Here is a 21,561-nt window from a genome sequence, read left to right as displayed (position 1 = left end):
TCCATCTCCGTTTTAAGCACTATGCGTAAATGACTTGATACTTTCATCAGATTCCGTCTGCACTGCACCAGATGGCTTTTCGCCGCGGTTGAGGAATAAATTTAGAATAATTGCAGTCAAAGTGGCTGTACCGATACCGCCTAAATCAAACGAACCAATATGCACGCTAAAATTCCCCGCTCCCATGATCAGACTGACAGCAGCAATGATAAGGGTACTATTTTTAGTAAAATCAATTTTGTTATCTATCCAAATTTTTGCGCCTGCCACAGTAATTAAACCAAACACCACAATAGACGCTCCGCCCAGTAAAGCGACTGGAATGGTACTGATGACCGCACCAAATTTAGGTGATAACCCCAATAAGATGGCAAAAATACCAGCAATCACAAATACGGTCGTCGAGTAAATCTTGGTCACCGCCATCACGCCAATATTTTCAGCATAAGTGGTCATTCCTGTGCCACCGACTGATGCTGATAAAGTTGTACAAACACCATCAGCAAAAAATGCGCGCCCCATATAAGGTGATAAATTTCGCCCAGTCATGGCAGAGACCGCTTTAAAATGACCTAAGTTTTCCGCAACAAGAATGATGGCAACAGGTGCTATCAAAAGCATCGCATTGGCATTAAATGTCGGTGCAACAAAATGTGGTAATCCAAACCAAGCGGCATTATTGATCACGGCAAAATCAATGGCTTTGCCCAGTCCCATGACATTGGCAAGAATAAAATACAAGACATATGCACAGACCAATCCCAGCAAGAGCAAAAGTCGACGCATCATCCCTCGGGTAAACACAGCAATGATACTAATACACACGATTGTGAGAATTGCCATCCAAGTATCAAAAGAATTGGCTGAAACGCTTTTAATGGTGACCGGTGCAAGGTTTAGTCCAATGATCATGACAATTGCCCCAGTAACGATCGGAGGCATCAGTTTTTCTATCCAACCTGTTCCTGTTTTCATCACGATTAAACCGATGGCAGCGTAAACCAAACCACAGGCAATAGTTCCTCCCAAAGCTACTGCGATATTGGGATTTGTTCCAACACCTGCGTAACCTGTTGCTGCAGCTACAGCACCAATAAATGCAAAACTCGACCCGAGATAACTCGGCATTCTTCCACCAGTCATGAGGAAAAATAAAATTGTGCCAATCCCTGTAATGAATATGGTTAAGTTCGGATCAAAACCCATCAATAAAGGTGCTAAAACAGTTGCACCAAACATTGCAAAAGCATGTTGTAAGCCCAGTACGATGCTTTTTCCTGCTGGTAAATACTCGTCAATCTGCACAGGTGTTTGGTCTAAATTTCCTGTATAAGGTTTAAATGAAGCAAACCACGGTTCTTTTGTCGCCATTTTTTAATTCCCCATATTTAAAAATCAACATACGTTTTGAGGTTCACAATAGTTACGTTTAAAATACAGAAGCGCATTTAAGTCTGGATTGTGTCTTATCGCTTTGACTTGGCAAAACAGCACATCATGGCTTCCTACGGATTGACTCGAAACAACTTCACAATCAAACGAAATCAATGCACTCTCCAACACGGGTGATCCAGTGATCAGCTCACTCCAGTTGGCTTGTGCAAATCTTTCTTGCATGGGTGTTTTTCCACCAAATAAATTAGATAAATCTGCCTGATTTGACCCTAATGTGTTGACACATAAAACTTTATTTTCTGAAAATGTACTGTATACAGAAGAAGATCGATTTAAACAGACCAATAAAGTGGGTGGTGTATCAGTCACACTACATACTGCGGAAGCTGTAAAACCTGCTTGCCCTGCCTTGCCTTTAGTGGTGATTACATTGACTGCCGCACCTAAATTGGACATCCCCTGTCTGAATAAGGTTTGATCGACTTCTAAATGAACATTGGCTTGAGTGAATTCAATTATTTCACCTACGACTGTGTTGGTTGGTTTGATCATTTGCATCATGGCTCTCCCACCCCGATGCACAAATGTTCAAAGGGGTTAAAAATATCGTTGAGAAATTAAATTCAGGTGATTAATAAAATTGAACGAAGGCTTATCCCACATGTGCAACAGATGCAATTTCAACGAGAGCATCGGGTTTGACTAACCCCACCTGAACACAGTAGCGTGCGGGTTTATCATTGGGAAAATATTCAGCATAAACTGTATTCACCGCAGCATAATCTGCCCAATCTTTGACAAAGATTGAATTAAACGTGACGTCATCCATCGTTCCACCCGCTGTTTCTATCACTCTTTTGATGGTTTCTAGAATATGCCGAGTTTGTCCCGCAGCATCGCCGACATAAACCACATCATTATTTTCATCAAATGCCAAAGTGCCTGAAACATAAACGATATTGTCTGCTTTAGTTGCAGGAACATAAGGGGCGAGTGGTTTAGAAGTTCCTGCTGGGATTACAACTTGTTTAGACATTTAAAATTCCTTATTTTACAAAGTCCATCTCCGCCATAAACTGAATCATTAACAGGTGGCAAAAATGGATAAATCATTAAAAAATACTTAGGCAGATTGACTTAAAACCACTGTAGTTTCTTGAGGTGATTGAAAAGTTTCTACAAATGCAGTGGTATTTGATACCCATCCCAAAAAAGTTTTAATGTTATATAAAGCTGCGACTTGAGCTTCTTCTGGACCTGCCTGATAACAAGCATCTTCTAGCGCGATGCCAAAATATTCCAAAAAGAAACCATCCCTCAAGGTTGACTCGACACAAACGTTGGTGGCGATGCCGACAAAAACCAGATTTCGTATACCACGAGCACGTAACATGCTATCTAAAGCAGTATTAAAGAAGCCGCTATAACGAGGTTTTTCAATAACAATATCTTGAGCTTCAGGTTTTAACTCATCGATTAATGCAAAATCCCAGCCACCTTTTGCCAATAATTTGCCTGCCAACTCTGGTTTTTTACGCATAGTTTTTAATGCATTGGATTTATGAAAATTCGGTGAACCTAAACCACCTGCCTCTTGATATTGATCATCCCAACCATTTTGAAAATAGATCACTTGGATACCCGCAGTATGTGCAGCATTAACCGCTTTTTTTATATTTGCGACCACAGGTTGAGTTTTTGAAACATCAAAGCCAGCCAGATCTAAATAACCACCGAGCGAGGTATAAGCATTTTGCATATCAATCACAATAAGTGCTGTATGCTCAGGTGCCAGTTGAATAGATTCAGGTTCAGCCTTTAAAAGTTTTCCCGTACCTGCTTGAGAGGTAAAATCAGCACAAACAATGTTCGATAGAGCTTGTTTGTTTTCCATCATATTCATGCGCTTTTCTCCAAAATGGTTTGGCTAGGTTCTTGATAACTTGCAACAACAGCTTCACGACTTTTCATCAAGGGTTGAATACGCTGACCAAAATCCTCCACACCTTGTACAAAATCATCAAAAGTTAATAAAATCCCTTCCGTCCTATCTATTTCAGCAATTTCATCCAGCATCTTGGCAACATTGTCATACGCCCCCACGATCGTACCCATATTGATATTCACAGGAGATACGCTAGACGCCATTTGACGAATATTGGTATCTGTGCCAGATGTTTGATCTTTACCTCCTTGATTCATCAGCCAGTTAATTGCTTCTACATCTGCGCCTGCGTTGTAATTTTTCCATTTATCCATTGCTTCTTGATCTGTTTCAGCTGCTATCACCATAAACAGCACATAAGTTTGAACCTCACGCCCTGTTCGATCTGTATGTACTTTTAAGCGATCATTGATTTCAGCATAGGCAGTTGGTGTATTTAGCCCTTTTCCAAAAACAAAGTTATAGTCTGCATATTGTGCAGAGAACGCGAGACCTGTCTCAGACTGCCCTGCACAGATAATTTTCATGTCCGCTTGCGGTGTTGGCTTGACTTGGCAATCATCCATTTGGAAAAACTCACCTTTAAAATCTGATTTTCCTGTTGCCCATAACTCACGTAAAATTTCGACATATTCCGACAAATAATCATAACGCTTGGCAAAATAATCATTCTCAGGCCACATGCCCATTTGTGTATATTCAGTTGGTTGCCATCCCGTAACAACGTTTAAACCGAATCGTCCATTCGAAATTGAGTCAATGGTTGAAGCCATTCGTGCCACAATTGCTGGAGGCATCACCAACGTTGCTGCTGTCGCAAAAATTTTAATTTTACTGGTCACAGCCGCAAGACCTGCCATTAATGTAAAAGTTTCTAAGTTATAATCCCAAAATTCAGTTTTACCGCCAAAACCGCGGAGTTTAATCATAGAAAGCGCAAAATCAAAACCATAATATTCAGCGCGTTGTACAATCTGTTTATTCAACTCAAATGTTGGTTTATATTGCGGAGCATTTTCTGAAAGCAACCAGCCATTGTTTCCAATCGGACAAAATACACCTATTTTCATCTTTAAACCTCACTGCATAAAAAATATTCTAATCAAAAACACTTCGCCATAAACTAAAATTTAGATGCTTTGATATTTTTAATAATGCATAGTGCGTGCCACTAAATTTATCCTATTGTTTATTATATTTAATTTTTAATATTCAATTTTTATTTTACCTTTTGGTAAAAAATAGTTTTATATTATGGAAACACCAATAAACTAAAATGGTGCAAAATGCGCCGAATTAGATCATTTCTAAAACTTCTCAATTAAATACTTACATCAAATAAAAAACCGCATCAAAAATAGATACGGTTTAATTTAATTCTTTCTTATTTAAATATTATTTATAATATTTTACATGCTTCCAAAAAATCTAACCTAGGTAGTCTTGAATATATTTTTGTATGATCTCCATATCCAATATTAATGATCATATTAATTTGATAATCCGTATTCTTAAAGAAAATATCATTTACTTTTTGAGGATTAAAGCCAGACATTGGTCCCGTATCTAGCCCTAAACTCCGACAAGCTAAAATCAAATAAGCAGCCTGCATTGAACTGTTACGAAACGCTGTTTCTTGTGTCAGTTCAGGGCTTGACGTAAACCAAGACTTCGCATCGGCATGCGGAAATAATTTACCAAATTGATCATAAAACTTTTGATCTGTGGCGACTAATACGGTCAAAGGCGCCGACATGGTTTTCTCAATATTTCCTGTAGACAACGCAGGTTTAAGCTGGGCTTTTGACTCAGCCGTCGTTAAAAATACAAATCGTGCAGGACAACAATTGGCTGATGTCGGTCCCATTTTAACCAAGTCATAGATTTTGTGAATTTGTTCAGTTGAGATTTGCTGATCTAACCAGCCATTATGTGTTCTGGCTTGATGAAACAATTGATCTAAATCTATATTTTCTTGCTTACTCATCGCGCTTATCCTTTTAAGTTTTTAATCAACAAATAATTGAGTGTTTTACTGTCAGTGATTGTTGAAGCATGTGCACCATAGTCCAATACGGTTAAGTCCCCATGCCCTAATGCTGCTTGAAGATCGTGACTTTTTTGATAAGGCACTAGAAAATCATCTTTATTGGCAATGTAATACAAGTCTGTATTCAATAAAGCCTTTCGATGAATGGGTAAAATTTCAAATTCCATCAGTGCTTTCAATCGTGCCATTACATTGTGCGATGGAGGAAAGTCTTGTAGTCCTATATTCTCTATCTGTTGTATTTCTTGGTGATTTTTTGAAATAAAAGCAGGAGGATAAAGAAATAAAGCCTGTGCACGCACATAAGCTTCTGCCCCAGAATCTTTTAATAAAGCGATTCGAGTTTGAAAACATTTTTGTGTGTGGGGATCCAAAGTATCCCAAGCATTGATCATGGTTAAACCCAATAAAGAAATCGAAGTATTTTGTACCAGCACAGCCAGTTCAGCTCCAATCACTGCACCTAAGGCATGCCCAATAAAGTGACATTTATCGATTTTATACTTTTGCAAAATTGCGAGGGCTTGTTCAGCCATATTTTGAATGGAATAGTATTGAGGCAAATGGGCTGAATCTGCATGACAGCCTTCTTGATCATAAACCAAGACATGAAAATATTGCGTTAGCGGCTCAATCTGCGGTTGCCAGAATGTTGCATGTCCACCTAAACCTGAAGACAAAATGACGAATTCGGCATCTTGTCCGTTGCTACAAGGAAAAATCTTCTCTTTCATTTTTTACCATTCGATAAATTAATTAAGCGAACAACAGCAAGAAATATGCCGAATTAATATTTTTTAAATTTTGGTATTTATGAATTTTGAGCATGCTTGCTTGAAGCGAGCATGTTTATAAACAGCTAATTCAGCTAAAGGCAGGTTTTTAATGTAGTGAATATATCAACTCATTTTTTCATGTAATGCATTCACTTTACTTAAAATTCGATCAAAAAAAGCAACACGAATGTTGCTAGCTTGAGTAATTAGAGACAATTAAAAAAGAAGCTCATCAACGCATACGCTTTAAGTTATAGGTGACGACACCCCAAATTTCAAACTCTTGCCCTTCTTCAATATAAATATTCTTAAATTCAGGGTTTTCTGCTTTTAACCAAACTTTAGGTGGATCAAAATGCTTATCAATCATTAAGCGCTTCACGGTAAAATCATTGTCAATACGCGCAATCACGATATCACCAGACTTTGCCGTGATACTGCGATCGACGATCAACGGATCTTCAATATCTATCCCCACATCCAACATTGAAAGAGAATTGGCTTTAACAATAAAAGTCGAACTTTCATTTCGAATCAGATATTCATTCATATCCAAAGATTGTTCAATCGTGTCCTGAACAGAAAACGGCACACCTGCTGCAACTCGTTCGGTCGCTAAAGGAATTTGATAAATCTTATCGTTTTTTGCTTGAACTGTTTGGATATGCATAGTCGAGCTAAAATCACTTAGCTGTGCATTGCTGAAATTTTTCAGTAACCAATTTTTGATAAAATCAACTTGGGATTCAGGCACACGGATTACTTTGGTAGGCTCACTGAATTGTGCTTTTCGTCCAGCATTGGCTCTCGCACCTCCATGTTCAAATTCTACTTTTTTAGTCATTTTTTATCCTGTATGCTACATAAAAACCAGTAAAATCAATATACCTTGAAAAAGTTACAAATTCAAGTTGACGGCAAGTTTTTTTTGAATAACAATAACCCTATCGATCAGTTTTGATACATTTCTTTGAACAAGGATGTCAAAGACAATCAATATACTTATCATAAATCAATAATTTACAATATAAGCTCAATGTTATTTTATTGATTTCTTTGAACAAGTTCTCTGGTCATCGTTATGCACTTATTTGATTGATTTTCTATGTGGAGACATAAAAATGGCTACTCAACGTGATGCAATTCTTGGTTATGCTGATGAACAACATGCGTACTATATTCGTTTAATTGAAGACAATAATGTGCTTGGCAGTCAATATGGTTTGTTCTGTGAAAACACCAACAGTGATGATGCTGAAAGTATCATGACTACACTATTTTTAAAGAAATCATTTTGGCTGAACGGTTCTGAATTTAACGATATCGTCAAAGGATTAGAACCGCTTCCATTTTAAATTAAATTTTATCCACCTAAATTGAATATGCTTTGATGTTCAACTTTAGTGAATCATGATCTATATTTTTGTGCAATCAAAATGCCGTTGTATTCAATTGAATAGAACGGCTTCTTTATGGTTCAATTTTAACAACAAGTGTGAATTCAATTCATGAACAGCATCCTCAAAGCGCACAACGCTTGTCCTCTTTATTCTTAAATACTCTATCTATAGTCAAACTGTTGAAAAATTCATACAGTAGAATATCATTTCTCTTGATCAATAAAATTAAAGCGATGAATATATTGTTCGATGATATAAGCCTTGCACTGCCACGCTTTAGCTCTAGAGTTTAAATTGTTTTGCGTAGGCGATACTTTACTTTTCAGAGATGAAAAGTAACAAAAATCTTCTGTTGAGCGAGGGGTACATCCTAATACCCCCGCTCAACATAGCGACATCCATGTCGCCTTGTGATAGCAAGACTGTTTATGATTAAAACGTACAAAATAAATGAATCATCCAAATTACTTGTATGAATAATCAGACGTTTTGACTATATTTCATTCTCAATAATTTCATTCAACACTATTTGATTATCTGTTTATTTTAAATGCTTTTTAAAAGCATCATGTTTCAAACCTCTCAACTGTTTGAACACATCACTTACTTTTTTATTTACTTCAATCTCATGTCTTTTGCCTTATGGCACTCATTTTGCTTAATCAATATTACGTTTTTTAATAATCGTAATACTCAAGCAAAGAATGAGGATGACAAATATGGGTTATGTCGCAAAGGATATGGGTCAAAAGAACAAGCTGATCTTAAGCTTGTGCTCTTTTCTGATCCCTATATGTCTCTGGTGTGCTGTTAGTTATTTACCTTTTATTTGGCATCCACAAGTGCAAATTACCGATTCAGGAAGTGTTTCATATCTGCAAGTCGGAAGCCGTGTCGATAAAAATGTGTTCTATAGTGAGGCACAAAATGCTGTAGATCACCATTCTGCACCGCCACAAGGTGTTTTGGTCAATCCAATTTACTTACCAGCTCCACATGAAGTTGCTAAAGCATTGGTAACTGCTTTTACCACGCCACCCGAACAACCTGATACGCCTTGGTTTCATCAAAGTTTGTGGCACAGTATTAAAATTGTTTTTTCAGCTTTTCTGATTTCCTCAATTGTTGGTATCCCACTGGGAATTCTTTGTGGCTTCTCACAAAAAATATCTCTACTCACTGAACCTTTTGTTGAATTCTTTCGCTATTTGCCTGCACCTGCATTCGGTGCCTTGGCTGTAGCGATTTTAGGGATTAATGATGCACCGAAAATTGCAATCATTGTCATTGGTACACTTTTTCAGCAAATTTTGATTATCGCCAACACCACACGCATGGTTGATCAAGGATTGGTTGAAGCGGGTTATACCCTAGGAACCAATAAATTGAAAAGTCTGTTTTATGTCGTTATTCCCGCCGCATTTCCTGATATCTACCGCGATTTAAGAGTGCTACTGGGTTGGGCATGGACCTATTTAATCGTCTCTGAATTGATCGGAACAACCTCTGGTATCACTTGGTTTATCACCCAACAAGCGCGCTATCAAAACTTTGACAATGTGTATGCCGCAATCTTAATTATTGGGGTGATCGGCTTAGTTTGTGATTGGGTGTTGATGAAGTTGGGTGAGCGTATGTTTGCATGGAAAATAGGAGCAAAATAATGAATGATTCAACTTTTAACTCACATGAATATTTTCAAAAGATCTATGCACGTCCTGTCATTTTAGAGACCAAACAACTCAGCCAAGTATTTAAACATGGCAAGTCTGAACGAGTGGTGTTAAAACAGCTTGATTTAAAAATCCATAAACGAGAATTTGTTTGTGTGATTGGTCCTTCTGGTTGCGGGAAATCCACCTTAAGCCGTGTGATTGCGGGTTTAGATCCTTATCACAGTGGCGAGGTCTTGGTCGATGGCGAGCGTATTACAGGTCCTAGTCCTGAACGGGGTATGGTGTTCCAAGGCTATACGCTATTTCCTTGGAAAACAGTCAAAGAAAATGTCATGTTTGGCCCACGAATGAAAGGTATCAGTCAAATCTCTGCTGAATCCCATGCACGTGAATGGATTAATATCATTGGTTTAGAAAAATATGAAAATCAATATCCTCATCAGTTATCAGGTGGGATGAAACAACGTGTCGCTATTGCACGTGCTTTGGTCAATGAACCTAAAATTTTATTGATGGATGAACCTTTTGGCGCATTAGATCCGCATACTCGCCAAAAGATGCAAAAACATCTGATGGATTTATGGCAAAACATAGACATCACGATTATTTTTGTGACCCATGATATGGATGAAGCCATATTGTTGGCTGATCGTATTGTGGCACTCAAAGCCAACCCCGGTGAAATCAAAGAGATCATTGAAGTCGATTTACCTCGTCCACGTTCAACAGACTTAATCAACAGCTCTGCATTCAAACAACTCAGAGCTCGCGTTGATCAGTTAGTGCATGCTCAAGAAGATGAACTTGATCCAGCACTACAAAATTTACCGAAAATTCCACGTATGACACAAATCAGTACGGATAAATAAGCCATAAACGCTTTCTTATCGCATTTGGGACGACCCAAATTGCTTAGTTCTTTGTTGGACGACCAACTTTGGTGATATTCATGACAAATCGCTATGTTTTACCACTTTTGGATATTTCTTTATTGTGTAGCGCTGATCGTAATGAACGCTTGAAAGTCGCACGTGCTTTAGATCAAGCCTGTAAAGATGTTGGTTTTCTTTATCTAAAAGGTGAACAATTTAAGCCTGAATTATTTGAAAAACTCCATCAAACGGCGCAACAGTATTTTGCCCAAGATACAGCCTTAAAGATGCAGAATTATATTGGTCTATCGGAGAATCACAGTGGCTATGTGCCCATTGGGGAAGAACGTTTTGTAGAAAATACCTATGACCTCAAAGAAGCTTATGATGTGAATTATGATCACCTCAGTTTGGAAGATCGACGCCCACTGGTAGGTCCAACTCAGTGGCCTGATGATCCTAGCTTTAAATTGCATGTTTCCAATTATTATCAACACATTAAAAAAATTGGGCAGCAAATTTTTCAAAGTTTTGCCTTAGCATTGGACTTGGATGAGCATTATTTTGATGCACATATTTCAAAAGCGCCCAGTCAACTTCGCTTAATACATTATCCATATATTGCGGATATTCAGGATAAAGAAGGTATAGGTGCGCATACGGATTATGAATGTTTTACCTTACTTCTCCCGACCGCACCTGGCTTACAAGTGCTCAATAAAGCTGGACAATGGATAGATGTACCATTGCTTGAAAATACCTTGATTATGAACATTGGCGATATGATGGAGATTTTATCCAATGGACGTTATTTAGCCACCAAACATCGGGTGAAGAAAGTGGCTGAGGAACGTTATTCTTTTCCATTCTTTTTCTCATGTGATTATGACTACATCATTCAGCCATTGATCAATCCTGAATCTGCTCACTATGCGCCATTAAAAGGTGGGGAGCATTTATTTAATCAAACAGCGCAAACATTTCAATATCTCAAAGATAAAGTCGCACGTGGTGAAATTCAACTTGAGAATGCCAGACCACTTTACTCCTTTGGTTTAAACCAAAACGAGGAGTCACAATGAATCTCATAACACTCTGTACTCAACTCAAAGTATCTGCTACTTCAACATGCCTACTCCCTGAGTATTTGTTGGGTGCTTTTCGCCGTAAAAGTATTAGCTTTGCCAATGGGCTCACTGACGAAACTACCCTGGTCTATTGGTTTCAGTCTAAATCATTCACCATCGATTTACGTTTAAAAAGCCAAAACACAACACCCGTTTTGGAGCGACAAGGCTGGGTTGGCAATACACTGTGGGATGAGCAACAGCAACTACTTTCTTGGCAAATCACCAGTAATTATCAAAATCATGTTCAATGGCCTGAACCAGCAAAACTTTATGCGATTGGCAATGCCATTTTAGAATTTTCCCCGAGCCATGCTTATGTTGAAGATTGGCGTCAGCAAGCCAAACGTGGGCTTTTTCTGGGTTTACGTTTATTTAAAATTGACAATATGGATTTAAATACAAGTTACCCTGCGGATGGTGGCTTAATTATTTGTGATCATTTTATTGCCTTTGCACGATCACGCCGTCCTGAGATCCAACAACGTTTAGAAATGGAGAAATCCTTGACCGAAGCCTTTGCTCAGCAAGATTTCACTGTTCAAGATATCCAAGATTACGAAGTATCGATTAGTTTTGGACAGCAAATGATTGATCTCAGTACTGTGACGGAGCAAGTTGGCACACAAATGGAACTTGATCACTTTACTCAGTTGGATGACAACACATTGGTACAGCAACGCTTTATTCAAGGACAACGTTGCCAGTTATATTTCACCATTGATACTTTTGAGCAAGATTTTTGTTTTTCCACAGAGACAGCAACATCAAATGCCAGCCTTGCTTGGTTTGATCAGGAACACAACCACCTTTTCCATCATGCAAAAATAAGTGTCTAGGAAGCATATTTTAACCATGTCTTTTATCTATTTAATTATTGCAATTGTGGCAGAAGTCATTGCAACCTCTGCTATGAAAGCTTCAGAAGGATTTAGTCAACTCTTTCCTTCAATCATCACCATCTGTGGCTATGCCGTGGCGATTTATTTCTTATCCCTGACCATGAAAACCATTCCAGTCGGTATTACCTATGCCTTATGGTCAGGTGCTGGCATTATTTTGGTGTCTTTGGTTGGCTTTTTTTATTATAAACAGCACTTGGATTTAGCTGCTATTCTTGGACTTTCCCTGATGATTATTGGGATTTCAATTATTCATCTTTTCTCAAACAGCACAGAACTCGCTTAAGTAAAGTTTATGCTGATGAAATTTTGAGGCTTACTCATTTGCCTCAATCTTCTTTTTTTAAATCCTTTTTAGTCAATTTGGACTCATATAGTCAAACCGCCTGATTATTCATACAAGTGATTTGGATGATTCATTTATTTTGTACTTTTGAATCATAAACAGTCTTGCTATCACGAAGCGACATGGATGTCGCCATGTTGAGCGGGGGTATTAGGATGTACCCCTCGCTCAACAGAAGATTTTTGTTACTTTTCATCTCTGAAAAGTAAAGTATCGCCTACGCAAAACAATTTAAACTCTAGAGCTAAAGCGTGGCAGTGCTAGGCTTATTTCATCGAACAATATATTGATCGCTTTAATTTTATTGATCAAGAGAAATGATATTCTACTGTATGAATTTTTCAACAGTTTGACTATATTTAAAAAGATAATACTGAATGAACAGATTTAAATATTGTTATGCTTGATTTGATCTAAACAATTAAAAGCCCAACTGAGTCAGGCGATGATACGGATCAATATGAGTAGAGGAAGAAAATAATATGCGTTCGAGTTATTTTGAATAAATTAGCTCGATGTTCGAGATGGTATCTTTTCATCTCTGAAAACTAAGGCATCGTCTGCACTAATTGATCAAAGCTTTTCACAAAATAAGAAGCAGTGAAGCTTCTTATCTAATTATTTAAGTTTCCAGAAGGATACTGCTTAGGCTATTGGGTCTTTAGCTAATTCGCGATTGGTCATAAAGATGTCTCTCCAGACCAATCCAATTAGCGCAAATCCCTTTATGGTAAGTCTTGTAATAAGGTTGGATAAATCAAACCATCTACATTTTGCTCAGTTTTATAGATGCCATTCTGTACATTAAATTTATTCACATGATAGGACGAACCATATATCGAATCAAAACCATTACCTTTGCTAAAGACTTTTTTATTGGCTGAAATATCCAGTAAATGTGTACCATTCACCATCGTTTCGTATTGTTTCGGATCGACACCTGAACGATTTGCCATAATTTTGACTGCATCTGCATGTGTAGCCGGATCGTTGATATATTTCACCGTTTTATCCCACACTTGCAGAACTTTTTTCCATTCCTCTTTATGCGCAGTTAAATGACTCATATTGACCGTTAATGTGTCATAGATTAAACCCGGTTTATCTTGCGATGTATAAATGATTTTTGATCCTGCAACGGCTTTTAATGCTTGACTGGCAACAGGCTGCCAAACTGCAATTGCTGAAATATCAGGACTTGAAAACACTTGAGGCAATTGATTGGTCGCAGAATTCACCAATTTGATTTCATTAATGGGAATTTTCTGATCTGACATCGCTGTTGCAAGCAGTAAATGGTCCACCAATCCCTTTTCAACACCTACCGATTTGCCTTTTAAATCCTGAATATGATTAATCCCCTCTTTGGCAATAATGACATCATTTCCAGCAGAATAATCTGTTGCCATAATCATCATGCCTTGCGTACCGCCTGAAGCAGTCACCAAATTATCTCCATTGGTGACAAATACCGCATCCAATTGATTTGCTGAAAAAGCTGAAAGCGATGCGGAGTAATCAAACCATTTAAAATCAACATTTAATCCCGCTTCTTTTAACCACCCCTTTTCAATCGCAACTTGCCATGCAACAAATCCCGGCCAATCACTATAACCAATCGTAATCGGTTGTGCGTTTGCTGTGGTTTGCTTATTTTCTTTGGCTTCTGGCACTTTTGCTGTGTTGTCACAACCTGATATTAAAACTGTAGTTAAAATGGATATAGATAAAAAAGATTTACGAATCATACCGAAACTCCCCCAACGTTCTCACAGTTAAATTTTGTATTTGACGGACTGAGTGACTTGATGTAGGCACGCCAACTACCAAAGTGACTGATATCGACAGCCTCTTGAATCGCATAAGCTTCACAAATAAAACCTTTCACCCATGTCCCATCTTCAAGCTGTAGATTGCCAATGCCTAGTGGTGATGGAACTTCAGCGACGATTGCCCCAAAATTCGCCAAAGGAATCTCCCAAACTTCAACCTCTATCGCAGTACCATCAACATCAAATTGCAATCCCGGTTTCGGTGGAACAGTATTTTTCAAAGCAAATAACTTATAGCTTTTAGCCGTTCGGGTTTTTGCGAGCAATGTCGCTTGCCGGGTTGTCAATTGAAAATTCAAAGGCATCCCTGAAAGATGCGCACCGACAACAGCGAGCTTTACCGAGTTTTGTGATTCAATTTCAAAGCTTTTTTGATAACGATATGATGACGTGCCAAGAGGAAGTTCTGTGAGTGTTTGCCATTGTTGGGCAAATTTTGCCAATGCTTGGTCATACCAAGCAGATGCAATAAAAGTCACGCCACTTGGCAGACCATCTGCACGAATGATATTGGGTAAGGCAATCGCAGCTAGATCAGCAAAATTTACAAAGTTGGTATATGCCCCCATATGTGAATTTTTATTGAGTGGATCTGCTTCAACTTCACTGATCCGATAAATCGTCGGTGAAGTCGGTACCAACAATGCATCATAGGCTTGTAACTGAAGATTAATTTTTTGTGCTAATTCAGCCCGTTGATACTCAGCTTTAAATGTATCTGAAGCTTTAAACTGATCTGCTTGCGCAATGATTTGTGCAATCACTGGATGCGCTTGTTGCCGAGAGACTCGCGCTTCGACAGCAACCGTTCGCTCTGCAACCCAAGCATCATTATAAAGTGCTCTCGCCAAAAGGTTGAAATCCGTAAAATCAATAGATTCAACCTCATATCCAAGTGCCTGAACACGTTCTACGGCAATTTTAAATGCTTTCTCGGATTCAATATCACCATAAAACTCAAGTTGAGCAGGTATCGCAATTTTACCTTTAGAAAATTGTGTTTCAACATTGGCAGGATGACTACGCGAATAAGCATCTGTTTTATCATTACCTTGCATCAATGTTGCAACCAGCCAAGCATCATCACTGGTCAGTGCAAAAATTGAAATCACATCCAGTGTTCTACACGCAGGCATCAAACCTGTGGTGGAAAACCATCCCTTTGTAGGTTTCAATCCAACTATATTGTTATGACCTGCTGGGACTCGACCTGAACCTGCCGTATCTGTACCTAGACTAAAAGGTACAATTCCATTCGCTACAGCCACAGACGATCCAGAACTAGAACCACCACTGATATATTCTGGATTAAAGCTATTTTTTACTGCACCATACGGCGAACGTACCCCTACTAAACCTGTTGCAAATTGATCTAAATTAGTTTTTCCAACAACGACTGCACCTGCTTGTTTAAGCTTAGCAATAACGAAAGCATCTGTATTTGCTAAATATTCAGCTTCTTTACATGCACCTGTTGTATGAAAACCAGCAACATCAATATTGTCTTTGACTGCAAAGGGCACACCATAGAGAGGTAGATCATCGCAATTTTGAGTTTTTAAATACTCAATTTGCATCTGTATTTGTGCTGAAGATGCGATTTCAATCCAAGCATGATCATCATTTTTTATGGTTTTAACATAGTCGATTAAACCATCAATATCGATTTGCTGATTTGCATACGCATTTTTCCAATCTTGGATCGTCCATAAGTCTTGCATGACCATACTCCTGATTTAATCATTTTGTAGAATCGGAGGCATCACTGCATCCATAAGTTCTAAATGCCCTTTAATCACGCCTTTGAGTGCAATAAATTGCTGACTAATTTGCTTGAGCTCTGAGCTTGCACCTTGCATCAACATCACCTGCAAGATTTTTTGCTGATCAAGTTGAATATGTAGTGAACTGATCACTTGGGTTAAAAACTGTTGTTGTAAATCAATTAGTTGATTTCTAAGTGGCATCTGCCCTGCATCATAAAGAATGGTTAATGTCCCCACCATCACTTCATTGGCTTGAACCTGCTCTGCAATCAAATGTTTGTTGATCATGTCCACAATTGCTTGTGATCGGCTTTCATAGTGTTGATCAACAATTTTCTGGTCGAGGGCATTGAGTGTCATTTCAGGTACAGTAATACTGATCCGAGCCAATTTTTGTTTAGGCACAGTGCTATCCTTTTGATTTATGGACTGAGTGTGTTTGTTTGATATACAGACCAGCGCGTACACTGAATAATTCGACAAAAAATGTTTTGAGCGGATGTACTTTTTTGTCTGCTGTTTTTACATGATTCATCGCACCACTCCTACATAAGAGTCTGATGACCATCTGCCATTTGTACACATAGAAGAATAGACATCAGTATTACCAAATTAAATTTTTGTATTACGCCCCTATAGATGCAGAAAATGTGCCAATTTCTAAGCGTACTTTTACTGCGATTGATCAAAATTTATGACTATTTTGTGGGCAAAAAAATGCCCCATGCGCAGTGATGGGGCGAAAATATTCAAGTCTTTATATTCTTCAATCAGATTTGTTTTTAGTCCTATTCCGCAATAGCATTTAATTATTTTTTAATCTAAATCTTCATTAAGCATGCCATGTGCCCAAATAGACAATGATTCTAAAACAGGCTTAAAAGAATGTCCTAAATCGGTCATTTCATAGACTACTTTGATTGGTGCTTTTTCTCCGTACACGGTTCTAGAAACCAATCCACTTTGTTCTAATTGCTTAAGTTGCAGGCTGAGTGTCATCTCAGTAATTGTTGGCATCAATTGTTTAATTTCATTAAAGCGTTTTGCTCCATCTTTGAGATAGTAAAGAATTACACTTTTCCATTTCCCCCCGACTAAATCCATTGCCATACTGATATGACATGGATAGATTTTACCATTCATTTTTATTTCACATTTATTTTCAACAGTTTCCATCAATATCTCTAAGCTATCAACTTTGATAGTTATTGTACGCCATCCATATAAAAAATATAGTGACTATTATTTTTATAGTTACTAGGTACATATTATGGCACTGCTCATTTTGGCGCATCCCTACTACACACGGTCGATTGCAAACAAGACCATTGTCAATGAACTGACAGACAAGTATCCAGATTTAGAAGTTCGAGATATTTTCCAACGCTACCCTGATTATCAAATTGATGTCGCTGCGGAACAGCAGGCATTACTGCGACATGAAACGGTCATTCTGCAATATCCAATGTTTTGGTTTAATATGCCCGCTATTTTAAAATTATGGTTTGATGAAGTTTTTAGCTATCAATTTGCTTATGGTTCACAGGGAGATAAATTGAAAAATAAAAAAGTTTTGCTGAGTATGACCGTTGGACAGCCAGAAAAAAATTTAATCAATGAACACGAAAATTTAATCGAAAGCTTTTTAAAATCTGTTCATCACTCCATTCAATATAGTCAAATGAATTTAAGTGGCACTTTTTTACTCTTTGATGTGTCCCCCTTATCTGGTCACTCAGCGTCTAAAATCAAACGGGAAGCGGTCGAACACGGTGACAAAATTCTTAAACATTTACTTCATACTTGATAAAAAGGGCATCTTAATGATGCCCTTTGTTTTAGTATTGTTCTCTCTTTAGAGGTTTTTTCAAACCACCGGTGCTAAGGTAAACAACACCTGCCCTGTTTTAACTGTCTGCCCTTTTTCGATGGTTATAGTTTCAACTTTCATTCGCTCAGGCGCGATGATTGGAATTTCAATTTTCATGGCTTCGATCACTGCAAGGGTTGCGCCTTCTTCCACAATGTCACCTGAAGCACATTCTATTTTCCAAATTGAACCGGGCATATGTGATTCAACAGCACACCCACCTTGCGGGATAATGACGGCTTCTGCATCGTCTACAGCATCCAGACTTTCAGAAACATATTCTTGTAAACCAGCCGCATGCCAACGACGACGTTCAGCTTCAAAATTGGTTTGTTGCGTATGTTTGAATGCCTGAATACTGTCTTGATTTTCGGCTAAGAAGTCATTGTATTGTTTAAGGTTGAGCACGCCCTCTTCAATTCGAAGTTGCAAACGACCTGCTTTAAAATCTTCACGCATTTTCAGCAGTTCTGACTCGGAAACTTCATAAAATTTTACCTGATCAAAAAAGCGCAATAACCATGGTTTGCCTGCTTCAAAATTTGCGTTTTGACGATAACGACTCCACATTTGTGTAGTTCGTCCAACGAACTGATATCCTCCCGGACCTTCCATTCCATAAACACACATATAGGCACCGCCGATACCCACCGCATTTTCAGGTGTCCAAGTTCGAGCAGGGTTATATTTTGTCGTGACCAAACGCTGACGTGGATCAAGTGGCGTGGCTACGGGCGCACCTAGATATACATCTCCCAAACCCATCACCAAATAATGTGCACTATATACCACATCTTTCACTGCCTGCTTAGAAGCTAGACCATTGATACGACGGATAAACTCGATATTATCAGGACACCAAGGTGCATCTGGACGCACAATTTGGGTATAGCGTTCAGTCGCTAACTGCGTTTGTGAATCTTCCCAAGCCAACGGTAAATAAACTGTTCTTGAAGGAACTTGCATCTGATCAATATCAACGAGTTCAGCTTCAGCACTTTGCAATATCTTTAACAATTCCAATTGATCAACTTGAATTGAATCAAAATGGATCTGTAAAGAACGAATACCCGGTGTGAGATCAATAATCCCTTGAATATTTTGAGCTTTTACCCATTGCATCAAGGCATGAATGCGGAATCGTAAATTCAAATCTAAAACCAGTTCACCATATTCAACCAATAAATAACTGTTTCCTGCGGGTCTATAGCAGACACTTGGCAACTTGCCTTGCCCCTCTATGTTCGCGAGTACAGCATTGCTTAAAGTTTCATGCTCAGGCTGAATCAGAGGATGGAAATCAACAGTAGTCGTGTCTGTAGCGATTAAACTTTGATGATATTTTTGGTCGAGACTTTTTGCCTGCGCATAACCTACAGGTATAAATTTGACTTTATCTCCTGCATTCAACTGACCAATTTTCCAAAGTTCAGAATGAATTACTACTGCGGGACATACAAATCCGCCTAAGCTTGGACCATCAGGTCCCAAGATAATGGGCATATCCCCAGTGAAGTCTATTGCACCAATTGCATAGGCGTTGTCATGAATATTGGAAGGATGTAAGCCAGCCTCACCGCCATCTTCGCGTGCCCAATCAGGCTTTGGTCCAATCAGACGTACCCCGGTGCGACTGGAGTTATAATGAATTTCAAAGGTATTGGTAAAAAACTGATCAATGTCTTTTGTGGTAAAGAAATCAGGAGCACCATGCGGACCGTACATCACGGCGATTTCCCAAGTTCGGCTAAAGCATGGAATTTGATCTGGGGCTAAACACTTACTGTCTGCAGAACAATACTCAGTGATTGGAAGCATATCTCCAATCAATAAATTACGACCTGCATGTCCACCAAATTGACCTAAGGTAAAGGTTGCTTTTGAACCTAAGTATTCTGGAACGTCAAATCCGCCTTTAATCCCAATATAACTACGGCAACCTGTGCTGATTGCGCCACACTTTAAGACTTGAGATTTTTTAACATTGATTGTTTGCCACATCGGTAGAGCGATACCATCAAGTGTAACCGCCATCTCTCCACCTGTGATGGCAATTTGACTATCACAATGGAACTTTAAAGTTGGACCTTGTAAAGTACATTCTAGTCCTGCCGTGTTGTATGGATTTGCTAAAAGTTGATTGGCAACATTTAAGCTTAAAGGGTCAATTGCACCTGACGGTGGTACACCAACATCCCAGTAGCCTAAACGACCAGTGATGTCTTGAATCGAAGTTTGAATACCTGATTGTAAAACTTCGATTTTTTGAGTTTTCCATACGAAAGTATTTAAAAAACGCGTGGTTTGCATTCCTGATTGGAACACTTCGCCTGCAATAATATTCTGCAAATACTCCAAATTGGTTTCAATACCCGCGATTTGAGTTACTGCAAGACTGGCTTGCATTGCGTGTATTGCTGAGTTTCGATCTGCTGCTGTGACAATAATTTTGGCCAGCATCGGATCATAAAATGAAGAAACATGAGAACCGGTTTCGACCCATGTTTCGACCCGCGCCTGCGAATCAAATTGCACATACGTCAATAATCCTGCACTGGGCTGAAATTGCTTAATCGGGTCTTCAGCATATAAACGTACTTGGATCGAATGCCCTTTCGGGACTAATTTTTCTTGTGGAGCAGACCAGTCACCACTGGCTAAAGTCACCATCCACTCAACCAGATCAACACCATAAACTTGTTCAGTCACCCCATGTTCGACTTGTAAACGCGTATTCACTTCCAAGAAATAGAATTGCTCTGTTTCCGTGTCCATGACAAATTCAACAGTCCCTGCCGAACGATAATTGACTGATTGCATCAATTGAGTTGCAATTTTTTGAATGTATTCACGCTGTTCAGCATTTAAAAGAGGTGCTGGCGTTTCCTCGATGACTTTCTGATTACGGCGTTGTACAGAACAATCACGCTCTCCCAAAGCCAATACCTGTCCTGTACCATCACCAAAAATTTGTACTTCAATATGCCGAGCATGCTCAACAAACTTTTCTAAATACACACCTGCATCTTTAAAGTTTGCTTGAGCGAGATAAGAGACAGTTTGATAGGCATCTCTGAGCTCAGCTTCATTCCAAACCAAACGCATCCCAATTCCGCCACCACCTGCGGTGCTTTTCAGCATGACTGGATAACCGATCCGTGTAGCTTCAGTAATGGCTTCGTTTTCATTAGCCAGCAAAGCACTTCCCGGCAATAAAGGCACTTGGCTTTGAATTGCAAGTTCACGTGCAGTATGTTTTAAGCCAAAATCCAACATTTGACTGGATGTTGGACCAATAAAAGCAATCCCCTGATTTTCACAAAGATCACAAAACTCCGCATTTTCAGATAAAAATCCATATCCCGGATGAATTGCCTCAGCGCCAGTTTGTTTTGCAACTTCCAGTATTTTTTCAATATTCAAATAACTCTGTTGCGCAGGCGCTGCACCAATACAAAATGCTTCATCTGCCAAGGTCACATGTAAAGAATCTTGATCGGCTTCTGAGTAAACAGCAACGGAAGCGATGCCTAATTTTTTCAGTGTGCGTATGACACGGCAGGCAATTGCACCACGGTTGGCAATGAGAACTTTTTTAAACATA

At 38.8% G+C, this 21,561-nt stretch carries 20 protein-coding genes; 7 read left to right on the top strand and 13 right to left on the bottom strand.

Going from position 1 to position 21,561, the window contains the following annotated elements; all coding sequences use genetic code 11:
* Positions 1 to 12 precede the first annotated feature (12 nt).
* The 8 genes from rutG to TOL5_RS07605 form a co-directional block, all read right to left on the bottom strand.
* Positions 13 to 1,371, bottom strand: coding sequence for a pyrimidine utilization transport protein G (gene rutG, locus TOL5_RS07640; RefSeq protein WP_042085877.1), 1,359 nt, complete (start codon positions 1,369 to 1,371; stop codon positions 13 to 15).
* Between the two features lie 24 nt (positions 1,372 to 1,395).
* Positions 1,396 to 1,953, bottom strand: coding sequence for an NADH-dependent FMN reductase RutF (gene rutF / locus TOL5_RS07635; protein ID WP_058967501.1), 558 nt, complete (start codon positions 1,951 to 1,953; stop codon positions 1,396 to 1,398).
* 94 nt (positions 1,954 to 2,047) lie between these two features.
* Positions 2,048 to 2,431, bottom strand: a complete 384-nt coding sequence (gene rutC, locus TOL5_RS07630; protein WP_004828938.1) for a pyrimidine utilization protein C — start codon at positions 2,429 to 2,431, stop codon at positions 2,048 to 2,050.
* Positions 2,432 to 2,518: 87 nt separating this feature from the next.
* Positions 2,519 to 3,289 carry a pyrimidine utilization protein B gene (rutB, locus tag TOL5_RS07625; protein ID WP_392390143.1) on the bottom strand — a complete coding sequence of 257 codons (771 nt, stop codon included), beginning with the start codon at positions 3,287 to 3,289 and terminating at the stop codon, positions 2,519 to 2,521.
* A gap of 5 nt (positions 3,290 to 3,294) precedes the next feature.
* Positions 3,295 to 4,410, bottom strand: coding sequence for a pyrimidine utilization protein A (gene rutA / locus TOL5_RS07620; RefSeq protein ID WP_121775290.1), 1,116 nt, complete (start codon positions 4,408 to 4,410; stop codon positions 3,295 to 3,297).
* Between the two features lie 329 nt (positions 4,411 to 4,739).
* Positions 4,740 to 5,327: a malonic semialdehyde reductase gene (locus TOL5_RS07615; RefSeq protein ID WP_004828946.1), complete on the bottom strand. Its 588-nt coding sequence runs from the start codon at positions 5,325 to 5,327 to the stop codon at positions 4,740 to 4,742.
* 5 nt (positions 5,328 to 5,332) lie between these two features.
* Complete coding sequence (gene rutD, locus TOL5_RS07610; protein WP_009587056.1) at positions 5,333 to 6,124, bottom strand: pyrimidine utilization protein D; 792 nt, start codon at positions 6,122 to 6,124, stop codon at positions 5,333 to 5,335.
* 274 nt (positions 6,125 to 6,398) lie between these two features.
* A complete protein-coding gene (locus TOL5_RS07605; RefSeq protein WP_042085885.1) occupies positions 6,399 to 7,010 on the bottom strand; it encodes a LexA family protein in 612 nt (203 codons plus the stop codon).
* 277 nt (positions 7,011 to 7,287) lie between these two features.
* On the opposite strand from TOL5_RS07605, the gene TOL5_RS07600 reads away from it, so the two are divergent.
* The 6 genes from TOL5_RS07600 to TOL5_RS07575 all read left to right on the top strand — a co-directional run bounded on the left by TOL5_RS07600 (position 7,288) and on the right by TOL5_RS07575 (position 12,429).
* Positions 7,288 to 7,521 carry a hypothetical protein gene (locus TOL5_RS07600; protein ID WP_004828949.1) on the top strand — a complete coding sequence of 78 codons (234 nt, stop codon included), beginning with the start codon at positions 7,288 to 7,290 and terminating at the stop codon, positions 7,519 to 7,521.
* 764 nt (positions 7,522 to 8,285) lie between these two features.
* A complete protein-coding gene (locus TOL5_RS07595; protein ID WP_121775738.1) occupies positions 8,286 to 9,230 on the top strand; it encodes an ABC transporter permease in 945 nt (314 codons plus the stop codon).
* Positions 9,230 to 10,111 carry an ABC transporter ATP-binding protein gene (locus tag TOL5_RS07590; RefSeq protein ID WP_009587090.1) on the top strand — a complete coding sequence of 294 codons (882 nt, stop codon included), beginning with the start codon at positions 9,230 to 9,232 and terminating at the stop codon, positions 10,109 to 10,111. Before TOL5_RS07595 ends, TOL5_RS07590 begins: the two co-directional genes overlap by 1 nt.
* An 80-nt stretch (positions 10,112 to 10,191) precedes the next feature.
* Positions 10,192 to 11,196, top strand: a complete 1,005-nt coding sequence (locus tag TOL5_RS07585) for an isopenicillin N synthase family dioxygenase (protein ID WP_121775739.1) — start codon at positions 10,192 to 10,194, stop codon at positions 11,194 to 11,196.
* Positions 11,193 to 12,080, top strand: coding sequence for a hypothetical protein (locus tag TOL5_RS07580; RefSeq protein ID WP_121775740.1), 888 nt, complete (start codon positions 11,193 to 11,195; stop codon positions 12,078 to 12,080). Before TOL5_RS07585 ends, TOL5_RS07580 begins: the two co-directional genes overlap by 4 nt.
* 16 nt (positions 12,081 to 12,096) lie before the next feature.
* Complete coding sequence (locus TOL5_RS07575; protein WP_121775741.1) at positions 12,097 to 12,429, top strand: DMT family transporter; 333 nt, start codon at positions 12,097 to 12,099, stop codon at positions 12,427 to 12,429.
* Between the two features lie 785 nt (positions 12,430 to 13,214).
* On the opposite strand, the gene TOL5_RS07570 is transcribed toward TOL5_RS07575, so the two are convergent.
* The 4 genes from TOL5_RS07570 to TOL5_RS07555 all read right to left on the bottom strand — a co-directional run bounded on the left by TOL5_RS07570 (position 13,215) and on the right by TOL5_RS07555 (position 17,263).
* Positions 13,215 to 14,237 (bottom strand): ABC transporter substrate-binding protein, encoded by a 1,023-nt coding sequence (locus TOL5_RS07570; RefSeq protein WP_121775606.1) that lies wholly within the window; start codon positions 14,235 to 14,237, stop codon positions 13,215 to 13,217.
* A complete protein-coding gene (gene atzF / locus TOL5_RS07565; protein ID WP_171428676.1) occupies positions 14,234 to 16,048 on the bottom strand; it encodes an allophanate hydrolase in 1,815 nt (604 codons plus the stop codon). Before atzF ends, TOL5_RS07570 begins: the two co-directional genes overlap by 4 nt.
* 9 nt (positions 16,049 to 16,057) lie before the next feature.
* A complete protein-coding gene (locus TOL5_RS07560) occupies positions 16,058 to 16,492 on the bottom strand; it encodes a CopG family ribbon-helix-helix protein (protein ID WP_121775604.1) in 435 nt (144 codons plus the stop codon).
* Between the two features lie 411 nt (positions 16,493 to 16,903).
* Positions 16,904 to 17,263, bottom strand: coding sequence for a winged helix-turn-helix transcriptional regulator (locus tag TOL5_RS07555; protein WP_121775603.1), 360 nt, complete (start codon positions 17,261 to 17,263; stop codon positions 16,904 to 16,906).
* 94 nt (positions 17,264 to 17,357) lie between these two features.
* On the opposite strand from TOL5_RS07555, the gene TOL5_RS07550 reads away from it, so the two are divergent.
* Positions 17,358 to 17,894 carry an NAD(P)H-dependent oxidoreductase gene (locus TOL5_RS07550; protein WP_121775602.1) on the top strand — a complete coding sequence of 179 codons (537 nt, stop codon included), beginning with the start codon at positions 17,358 to 17,360 and terminating at the stop codon, positions 17,892 to 17,894.
* Between the two features lie 60 nt (positions 17,895 to 17,954).
* On the opposite strand, the gene uca is transcribed toward TOL5_RS07550, so the two are convergent.
* Entirely contained in the window at positions 17,955 to 21,560 is a 3,606-nt protein-coding gene (uca, locus tag TOL5_RS07545; protein ID WP_221260690.1) for an urea carboxylase, read from the bottom strand.
* Position 21,561: the final 1 nt, after the last annotated feature.

It is taken from the genome of Acinetobacter sp. Tol 5 (assembly GCF_019702905.1).
GTDB classification, from domain to species: Bacteria; Pseudomonadota; Gammaproteobacteria; order Pseudomonadales; family Moraxellaceae; genus Acinetobacter; species Acinetobacter bereziniae.
Note: the sequence above shows the minus strand (reverse complement) of the source record. Positions and strands in the feature narration are given on the sequence as shown.